The following is a 9,331-nucleotide window of genomic DNA, read 5'->3' as shown; positions in this document are numbered from 1 at the left end:
AGTGCTTGCCAAGCTGCGATCGAGAGAGCATATAGCTCTATAGCGCGGTTCTACGACAACTGCAAAAAAGGTATTCCAGGAAATATTGGTTATCCAAAATTCAAAAAGAACAACCGTTCAGTAGAATACAAAACTTCAGGATGGAAGTTGTCATCAAGCCGAAAACAAATAACTTTTACCGACAAGAAAGGGATTGGCAAGTTAAAACTAAAAGGGAAATGGGATTTAAACTTCTACCAAATAGAACAGATAAAAAGAGTTAGGGGCTCTACTAACCGCAAGAAAGCTATTAATAAATTAGGGCGAGTACACCTCAAAATAAGTAGGCAACGTCAAGAACACGTCAAGAGAGTGGCGCGTTGCGTAATCCAATCTAGCAATTTGGTAGCCTATGAAGATTTGAGGGTTAAGAACTTAGTCAAAAATCATTGTCTGGCCAAATCTATTAATGATGCTGGTTGGTATGAATTCAGAAAATGGTTAGAGTATTTCGGGCTGAAATTTGGTAGGATAACAGTGGCAGTCAATCCCGCCTATACTTCCCAAGAATGTTCTAACTGTGGTGCAACGGTCAAGAAATCTCTATCAACAAGAACCCATAGTTGTAAGTGCGGATTTGTTCTGGATAGAGATTGGAATGCCGCTATCAATATCCTGAAATGACGCTTGAGTACGGTAGGGCATACCGGAACTTGGATCTTAGATCCGAACGCTTCAGGAGATTCGACCTCTACTCTGGCTGGAGCAATCCTGTCTCTTGCAAGTCGGGTCTATGAACGAAGAATCACCGGCCTAAAAGTGCGGTGAGTGTCAAAAGAGTCGGGGATCGAGAGGTGCGTAAATGTTTAATACAGTTTTGTTTCCAGTCGATCGAAGTCGCGAAGCCCGCGAAGCGGCTGATGTGGTTGTCGATGTGGTGAAAAAGTACGGCAGTCGTCTGATCTTGCTGTCCGTTCTAGAACCCCCACCAGAAGAGGGGGAGTCTGCTAACGCAGATGCCATGACTTCCCCAGAAGCAGTAGCACAACTGCTGGAAACTGCCAAGTCCCTATTTGCCGAGCGAGGAATTTCCGCTGAAGCTATAGAACGCGAGGGTAAGCCTGCCTTCACTATCTGTGATGTAGCTGACGAAGTTGACGCGGATTTAATCGTGATGGGTTGTCGCGGTCTCGGTTTGACCGAAGAAGGAATGTCCGACAGCGTAACCAATCGGGTGATCAATCTGTCTCCCTGTCCAGTTTTGATTGTCCCTTAGAGTAATTATTAAGTTTGGGTGGGGTTAGAAACCGGGTTTCTCCTGCTCTACTACTTATATTCGGACTTTTTACCCTAAGAAACCCGGTTTTTGATGGTTTTACGGCTTATAAATTGCCAGCTATGAAATTCAATTTATTTACAGAGGTAGTATTGCGCGAGGATATCCCTAAGTACGGTCTGAAAAAAGGCGATCTAGCAACAATTGTCGAACATTACCTTATGCCAGAAAGTGAAGAAGACGGTTATAGCTTGGAAGGTTTTAATGTGGAAACAATTACTGTAGAGGTGGCAGAATCCCAAATCGAACCAGTAAAAGCTTCTGTTTCTCTGGCTAACTAATAGCTAATGGCTAATAACTAATGACTACTCCTCCCATTCAATGGTATCCCGGTCACATTGCCAAAGCTGAAAAAGCACTCAAGGAACAACTCAAACTTGTGGATGTGGTGCTGGAAGTGCGCGATGTTCGCATTCCCCTAGCTACGCAGCATCCCCAAGTTTCTCAGTGGACTGGTAGCAAAACGCGGGTTTTGGTTCTCAACCGCATGGATATGATTTCTCCGCAAGTGCAGAAGTTGTGGGAGTCGTGGTTTGTGGCGCAAGGGGAAGTGCCTTATTTTACCGATGCACAACACGGTAAGGGTACAGTAGCGGTGGTGAAGGCGGCCCAAGCAGCTGGGGTGGAGGTGAATAAAAAAAGGCGCGATCGCGGTATGCTTCCCCGTCCGGTTCGCGCTGTAGTTATCGGCTTTCCTAATGTGGGCAAGTCAGCGCTGATTAACCGTTTGTTGGGACGCCGAGCGGTGGAAAGTGCCGCACGTCCCGGTGTGACCCGCCAACTGCGCTGGGTCAAAATTTCCGATCGAATAGAATTGCTGGATGCACCAGGCGTGATTCCTGCCAAGTTGGACGATCGCGAAGCGGCAATTAAGTTAGCTATTTGCGATGATATTGGTGAAGCGTCTTACGACAATCAGTTGGTAGCCGCTGAGTTAGTCGATTTAATTGGATATTTGCAAGATACATCTGGTAATTTGTTGCCCAGATCTATTTTAGAATCTCGTTACGGTTTAGACGCTACAAATGTAACTGGTGAGGATTATTTGTTGACTTTGGCAAACGAACGATATCAAGGCGATGCGGAACGCGCTGCGCGTCAGTTGTTAAATGATTTTCGCAAAGGAAATTTAGGTGGGATTCCTCTGGAATTGCCGCCAAATTAAATATTCATCCACAAAAGAATTAAAAATAATTGCGATCGAGTGCGATAATGGGCATTGCGAAGCAAACAAGCAAATCATACAATTATATCAAAAAATGGTACTTTCTGTCAGTATATAAGCTGACAAAATATACACGAGCATCCACAATTTCAGCCGAGCGACTTCTGCAACAACCGCCCGATCCCAAGGCTACATCTCGATCGCTGACAAATGCAGTTGAGTTTGGTAAAGGAAATATCTAGGATTGTTTCATGCTGAGCGATCGCTCCTATGCGTGAATTAGGATCGAAGTAGGTTTTGGCCTGTTTCTTCTTCACAATTGTCTTATGGATACCAATTTTGCGATCGATGCGGTTATGGTGGTACTAACTAAAGGCGCTCGCCTGCAAATATACGCGATCGCATAGCCTGGGCCAACTTATTAAAGATCGTCAGGGTATCTATTGAAAATATTTTGCCAACAAAAACAGGTGGTATTAATGATTGAGCTTAAACTGCACCTATACATCGAACAACATATAGAAAAAACCATCATCGTTAGCCGGGATATTTTTACTTTAGGTCGGGCGATCGACTGCGATTGGCACTTACCTTATTTTGGCATTTCCCGATATCATGCTCGCATTTTTAAGAAACCAGAGGGAGTGTGGTTTATTGAAGACATGGGTAGCCGAAACGGTACCGTAGTGAACGAACAATTGGTTGAATCTCCTCAAATATTGAAGCACGGTGATGTGATTCAGTTAGGCAGCGTTTATCTGAGCGCACTATTCTATGACGACTCATTGAAAATCAACAATGATGATATGGATACTCAAGTCGTAGGAATGACCATTTTTCGGAATGTTCAAGACTTACGACAGCAGTGGATACAAGCTGACGATCGCGGCGATGAAGCCGATCGTCAAGAGATAACTATTTCCCGTCTCAAAGATTTGTTAGATATAGCCCAAGGTTTAAATTCTGCTGTATCTATAGAGGCAATTTTTAAAGCAGCGCAGGCAGTCGTTTTTCGTTACCTTGACAAGATTGAGCGCTTAGCTTTATTAATTGATATTAATGGTTCGGGAAAACTTGAATTGCTCAAAGGTGCTGCCAGAGACGTATACGATCAAAAATATTTGAAACCGGATGGAAGTTGGATTAGTCGCACCATCTGTCAAAAAGTCTTTAATGAAAAAGTAGCTATTCAAACGGCTGATGCCCAAAAAGACAACCGATTTGATAGCGAACAAAGCATCATCGATAAAGGCATCCATAACGTCATGGCTGTGCCTCTTTGGGATGAAGATAAAGTTGTGGGAGTTCTTTATGCCGACGGGCACGTTTGTTTGCACGATTCTCATCAGGGAAGCGAGGAAGATATCAGCTTTTTTTCCACATTAGCAAATCTAGTAGCTGCGAGCGTGCAACGTTGGCTGCTTACCCGCAAACTCAGAAACGAAGAAAAGATTCGGCACAGATTGGAACGCTATCACTCTCCGGCAGTTGTGCAACAAATGATGATGGCAGGCACTTTGGAAAACAGTCGTCTTCTGCCTAAAGAAAGCGAGATCAGTATTTTATTTGCCGATATCGTTGGCTTCACCGCTCTTTCAGAACGTTTGAGCCCAGCGGAAATTGCTAATTTGCTTAACAGTTTCTTTGAGGAAATGTTGCAGGAAGTTTTTACAGCAGGTGGAACGCTCGATAAATTTATTGGAGATTGCATAATGGCCTTTTTTGGGGCTCCTGAACCTCAGCCAGATCATGCAGACAGAGCTTTTGCCGCTGCCAAAGGAATGCTCGATCGCCTGGATAATCTTAATGCCAAAAAAGCCTTGCGCGAACCGCTACAATTGCGAATTGCTATTAATACAGGTAAAGCTGTAGTGGGAGATGTAGGTAGTTCTCAAAGAGTAGATTATACGGTGTTGGGAGCAACTATTAACTTGGCATCTCGAATGGAAGCAATTTGTCCGATCGGTAAATGTGTGGTGAGCGAAACAACTTATAATATGTTGCGGCCATCTCAACGTATAGCTTTAGACGATATGGGAGAATATCGTTTTAAAGGTATCGATCGCCCGATCCGAGTTTATTACAGTCATAGATCCAGTATTACCGAGATTATTACCGATTGAATGCACATAATTTCAGATGGCAAATTGAAAAAGTGCGCTGGGAAATCAGAAATTTGAAATTACCTCCAGCGATAGGAGAGCGCCTATGACATATGCTCAGTTGACAAGCACTTAATTTCATCTCCAATATGTAAAATCTTTCCCGCTTCCGATCTTGGCACTTTCGTATTCACACTCAGGCGATAAAAATGATTGAAACGCGATGAATTTACCCAAGATGGCAAAGTTTCTCGCCGCTTTTGCAAAAATACTTTTTGGAAATTCGCATAACTTTCTCCAGTACGGGAGTGTCTGGTCGGAACAATACAGCGTTGGCAAGGGTTAATTCCCTCTAACAACACTTCTCCTATTTGAAATCGCACAACTTCTTCGACATTTGCAAACAGTCGGTCTTCCCAAAACGGAGGTACTCCGCCAATTTCCAGGTTAGCTCGCAAGCGCAGTCGCATTTCATCTACACTAATTCCCGGAAACCAAGATGCAACTGTTTCCACAGTAGCAGTACTAATAACTGTTGGCCCCGATGCAATTAGATCGTCTGGAAAACCGGTGAGGGAGTTTCTAGTTATTTGAACTGGAAAACCGAAAAAGTCACTTAACCAAGCTTGTAATTCCTTGCCTTCTTGTTCTAAATGAAATGTTCGTTTTTCTGCTTGACCTTGTATTTGTAGGGAGACGGTGTTTGCTGCTTCATCCCAGGACGATCGCAACAAATGTACTTTGGCATTATTCTTGCCATTGACAAATCGACCTTTTGCATCGATAATAGCAAACTCTCGATCTTGCTCTAAAGCTCCGCTGGCAAGAACGGTTGCTTGAGTAACCGATACTGCGTCGAGAGATTTAATCGGGTAAATGAAAATGCCTGCGAGATATGGCACTTGCATAGTTCTGATGATAGTACAGCGATATCCTTCGGCAAGCAAGGCGAGTAGGCCATACCCGCGCACTCGCGTCTGGCCTTATTCTTGTACTATATCTTAAGTTTTGCGATCTTTAAAATTCAATCTTTAGATATAGATGGTAATTTTATATAATGAACATCCTCCTAAAGGAGGAAGAAAATTGCAGTCAAACACACTTATGACTCGAATAAATGGATATCTTGGCCGTCGCCATCTGTTGAAACTGGCAGGGATTGGAGGGGTTGGTGTTGCTGCTACTGGCGCAGTACTGTGGAGCAGACAGAAAGCTGTCAATTCACAATTGGCGGTCGCACAAGGAGAGCCAACAGATTTTAAACCAGTTAGTGGCGATGAAGCTTTGAAAAAATTGCTGGATGGGAATAAAAGGTTTGTGCAGGACAAGCGAGAATATCCCGACCAATCGCGGGGACGTTTGAGGTCAGTCGCCACCGCTCAGCATCCCTTTGCGACTATCCTCAGTTGCGCCGATTCGCGAGTACCTGCGGAAATTATTACAGATCGAGGTCTTGGGGATTTATTTGTAGTCCGCATAGCTGGTAATGTCATAAGTCCTTACGTTATAGGCAGTCTGGAATTCTCTGTTGTAGAATTGGGCGTTCAATTAATCATGATCTTGGGTCATGAAAGATGCGGTGCAGTATCAGCCGCAGTCAAAGGCGAACCGCTCCCCGGTAGAATTGGCACTTTTGTTGAGGACATCAAGCCAGCAGTCGAAAGCGTCAGAAACAAACCAGGTAATTTAGTTGAAAATACAGTCGTAGCTAATGTTCAATTTCAAGTAAAATCCTTGCTAGAAAGCTCAGTGATGCTGGCTCAAATGGTTCGAGAAGGTAAACTAAAAGTTGTAGGAGGTCGTTACGATCTCGATACTGGGGAAGTAACGATCGTTACTTAGGGCTTGCTGTTCCCAGTTGTGGGCTTTGCGATCGGTATGTTAAACGTTAAAGCCCATTTCTCTCAAACCTTGGCGAAGTCGTTGCGCTTCCGATGGGTTATGCTGTTCGTGAAGCGCGATCGCTCTGGCAAACGCTGACAAACTTTCTTGCACATAGCCAACTTTCAGGAGAACAACACCTAAATTTTGGTAAGCTTCTGCATAATCTGGATTCAAATTTATGGCCTTTTGGTAAGCTGCGATCGCATCCTCCAAACGCCCCAACACTTTTAATGTCATCCCCAAATTGTAGTAACCGGGAGCAAAATTAGGATCGATTTGTAACGCAGTTTCGTATGCAGTTTTAGCCGCCTGAAGCTTAGAATTATCCTTGAGTACATTACCCAAATTATTGTAAGCTGCTAATTTTAACTTCGGGAATATCGGTACTTGAGTGGCAGCTTGATAATGGTATTTAGCTAAACTTAATTGTTGCAAATGCTCGTAAGCAATGCCCAAGTGGTAGTGAAGTTCGTACAGCACCAAATCATCAATTGATTTTGCATCTAAACCGCGTTTCAGGAGTTCGACTCCCCGCGCAATATCGCCAGCTTGCACGTATAATGCTCCCAGTTTGCTACACACATAGGCATCATCTGGATGTTTTGCCAGATAACTTTCCATCGCCGCCTGTGCTTTTTGGAATTTATTTTTCGATGCGATCGCCTCCGGTTGATAGCCGTAATGTAAAATAGCTACATCCGGCAAATAACCCACCTGCCATTGCGGTTCTCGCTGCAACAATTGCACAACGCTATCATCCACCATCGCATGATAAGGACGCGAAAAACGAATCGCCGGATGATTGCGAAATAAGCGGGAAACCAAAGAATAAGGCGACCCGATTGCGCCTACTTCTTGTCGCACCAAGTTAACAACCAAATTGCCAGGTTGAAGGATTGCTTGTTTTAACTGCGGTACAATTTGCGGCGTCAGCACCTCATCCGCATCCAACACTAAAATCCAGTCCCCCTCCACGTATTTCAGCGCCTCATTTCTAGCAGCTGCGAAATCATCGCGCCATTCAAAATGATAAACCCTCGCGCCAAACTGCTTGGCAATTTCGGGGGTTCTATCCGTAGACCCGGTATCCAGCACTATCATCTCATCTACCGCATCCTTAACGCTGCTGAGACAGGTGGGTAGGGATGTTTCTTCGTTTTTGACGATCGTACACAAACTAAGCATAACAATCTAATTGGTAGCAGTTGAGACGAGGACTATGGCACACCCCGTCAGCACTCGGACAAAGAACCCCCATTTCATACCCAGATCCCTAAAACTATCAAAGCCAGATTAGTTAACTTTTGCAGGATAATCATTTCCTATTGCGGTTATAATTTTAACCTCTTCCTAGCGATAGATGTCAAGTTATGCTTGATAGCTAGTAGGTTTGGGAAGTGCGATCGCCCATCCGAACACTGGTAAACTTCGATCGCAATCTTACAGCAGTGCAAATTCAAAACATCTTTAGCGATTTACCCGTTCTAGAAACCGATCGACTCCTACTGCGGAAACTCAACTGGGAGGATACAAATGATATGTTCGAGTACGCCTCCGACCCGGAAGTTTCCCAGTGGACTACCTGGTCAGTGCATGAGTCGATCGCAGATACTAAAACCTTCCTCAATGCCGTCATCAATGAATATGCAAATCATGAAGTTTCGCCTTGGGGAATTCAACACAAAGCAGACGGCAAGATAATTGGAACCTGCGGATTTGTTGATTGGATTTATAACGACGATCGCGCCGAAGTTGGCTACGCACTCTCCAGAAAATATTGGGGAAAAGGATATATGACAGAAGCGGTTCGTGCTGTCATTGACTTTGGTTTTCGCACAATGGAGCTAAATCGAATTGAAGCCAGATGCAAGATTGAAAATATTGCTTCCGCACGAGTTATGGAAAAAGTTGGTATGCAGTTTGAAGGCATCCTGCGGGAACACCTATTTGCCAAAGGCAGCTATCACGACCTTAAAATCTACGCAATTTTGTGGAAAGAGTGGGATTAATTAGTAATGGTAAATTTTTATAGAAAAGAACTTATGCAAAGAAATCGGGTTTCTAGACGAACAGTCTCCGTTTTTAGAGAAGGACAATTGCCAGAAACCCGATTTCCGATACTTAGGAAAAATTAACGAAGTCTAGATTGCAATTCCGGAGGCAGAATGATTTTGTCAATTACGTGGATAACACCGTTGCTGGCTTGGATATCAGCCTGAGTAACTTTGGCATTATTCACCATCACTTGCTTTTTGCGAGCATCCACCCGCACTCTGACAGGACTGCCTTCCACGGTTTTCACTTCTCCCGTTTTCAGGTCGCTGGAGAGAACTTTACCGGGAACGACATGGTAAGTCAAAATTTTGGTCAGTAGAGCTTTGTTTTCTGGCAGCAACAACTTTTGTAACGTTTCTTGAGGCAAAGCTGCAAATGCGGCATCCGTAGGTGCAAAGACGGTGAATGGGCCGTTTCCAGACAGAGTTTCCGTCAGTTCTGCCGCTTGCAAAGCTTTGGTCAATGTCTTGAAGTTATCGTTGGCAGAAGCGATCGCTACTATGGTATCGCTCTCAGAGGCCATTTCCCCAGATGCAGACGTACCTTCTTGGGTTGGCTGACTGGTAGTAGGCCGATTTTGGCTAGTTTCGTTATTTCTCGACCCTGCTTGCGCCATCGTTGGCAGATAAATCAGGGCGCTCACTCCTACCACCGCCATAAAGCCAGCCAGCTTCTTGTTCCACTTTTGCATATATTGCGCTTTCATCCCTAGCTCCTGACTTGCCGACAATTTATTAAGAAATGTAAACGAATATTTCGCTCTATTGCATCTGTCCATAGGCTGATGCCAAAGTTTGAACTTAGTTCTAT

General features: G+C 44.2%; 10 protein-coding genes and 1 pseudogene. 7 read left to right on the top strand and 4 right to left on the bottom strand.

All coding sequences use genetic code 11. The annotated features are described in order from the left end of the window. From H6S82_RS08915 to ylqF, 4 genes and pseudogenes are all read left to right on the top strand, one after another. Positions 1 to 796 (top strand): annotated as a pseudogene (locus H6S82_RS08915) (transposase); the annotation flags it as partial. 45 nt (positions 797 to 841) lie between these two features. Beyond that, entirely contained in the window at positions 842 to 1,255 is a 414-nt protein-coding gene (locus H6S82_RS08910; RefSeq protein ID WP_190464345.1) for a universal stress protein, read from the top strand. Positions 1,256 to 1,377: 122 nt separating this feature from the next. After that, the gene (locus tag H6S82_RS08905) at positions 1,378 to 1,596 is read left to right on the top strand and encodes a DUF4926 domain-containing protein (RefSeq protein WP_190464346.1); all 219 of its coding nucleotides are present in this window, start codon (positions 1,378 to 1,380) and stop codon (positions 1,594 to 1,596) included. A 20-nt stretch (positions 1,597 to 1,616) separates the two neighbouring features. Then, the gene (ylqF, locus tag H6S82_RS08900; RefSeq protein ID WP_190464347.1) at positions 1,617 to 2,480 is read left to right on the top strand and encodes a ribosome biogenesis GTPase YlqF; all 864 of its coding nucleotides are present in this window, start codon (positions 1,617 to 1,619) and stop codon (positions 2,478 to 2,480) included. 149 nt (positions 2,481 to 2,629) lie between these two features. Here the strand turns inward: ylqF and H6S82_RS08895 are convergent, their stop codons facing one another. After that, entirely contained in the window at positions 2,630 to 2,797 is a 168-nt protein-coding gene (locus H6S82_RS08895; RefSeq protein WP_190464348.1) for a hypothetical protein, read from the bottom strand. A gap of 162 nt (positions 2,798 to 2,959) precedes the next feature. Here H6S82_RS08895 and H6S82_RS08890 point away from each other — a divergent pair, with 162 nt between their 5' ends. Next, positions 2,960 to 4,603 (top strand): adenylate/guanylate cyclase domain-containing protein, encoded by a 1,644-nt coding sequence (locus H6S82_RS08890; protein ID WP_190464349.1) that lies wholly within the window; start codon positions 2,960 to 2,962, stop codon positions 4,601 to 4,603. 83 nt (positions 4,604 to 4,686) lie between these two features. Here H6S82_RS08890 and H6S82_RS08885 read toward each other — a convergent pair whose 3' ends face one another. Beyond that, the gene (locus H6S82_RS08885; protein ID WP_190464350.1) at positions 4,687 to 5,490 is read right to left on the bottom strand and encodes an MOSC N-terminal beta barrel domain-containing protein; all 804 of its coding nucleotides are present in this window, start codon (positions 5,488 to 5,490) and stop codon (positions 4,687 to 4,689) included. Between the two features lie 196 nt (positions 5,491 to 5,686). On the opposite strand from H6S82_RS08885, the gene H6S82_RS08880 reads away from it, so the two are divergent. Beyond that, positions 5,687 to 6,424, top strand: coding sequence for a carbonic anhydrase (locus H6S82_RS08880; protein WP_190464351.1), 738 nt, complete (start codon positions 5,687 to 5,689; stop codon positions 6,422 to 6,424). Between the two features lie 39 nt (positions 6,425 to 6,463). Here H6S82_RS08880 and H6S82_RS08875 read toward each other — a convergent pair whose 3' ends face one another. Further along, positions 6,464 to 7,651 (bottom strand): glycosyltransferase, encoded by a 1,188-nt coding sequence (locus tag H6S82_RS08875; RefSeq protein WP_190464352.1) that lies wholly within the window; start codon positions 7,649 to 7,651, stop codon positions 6,464 to 6,466. Between the two features lie 212 nt (positions 7,652 to 7,863). Between H6S82_RS08875 and H6S82_RS08870 the strand changes: the two genes are divergently transcribed. Further along, the gene (locus H6S82_RS08870) at positions 7,864 to 8,475 is read left to right on the top strand and encodes a GNAT family N-acetyltransferase (protein WP_322111894.1); all 612 of its coding nucleotides are present in this window, start codon (positions 7,864 to 7,866) and stop codon (positions 8,473 to 8,475) included. A gap of 122 nt (positions 8,476 to 8,597) precedes the next feature. Here H6S82_RS08870 and H6S82_RS08865 read toward each other — a convergent pair. Beyond that, on the bottom strand, positions 8,598 to 9,331 hold a 734-nt coding region (locus H6S82_RS08865), incomplete at its 5' end, for a fasciclin domain-containing protein (protein WP_347339477.1).

The organism is Planktothrix sp. FACHB-1355 (assembly GCF_014748295.1).
Taxonomy (GTDB): domain Bacteria; phylum Cyanobacteriota; class Cyanobacteriia; order Cyanobacteriales; family Aerosakkonemataceae; genus Aerosakkonema; species Aerosakkonema funiforme_A.
This window is presented reverse-complemented; position numbering and strand designations above follow the sequence as displayed.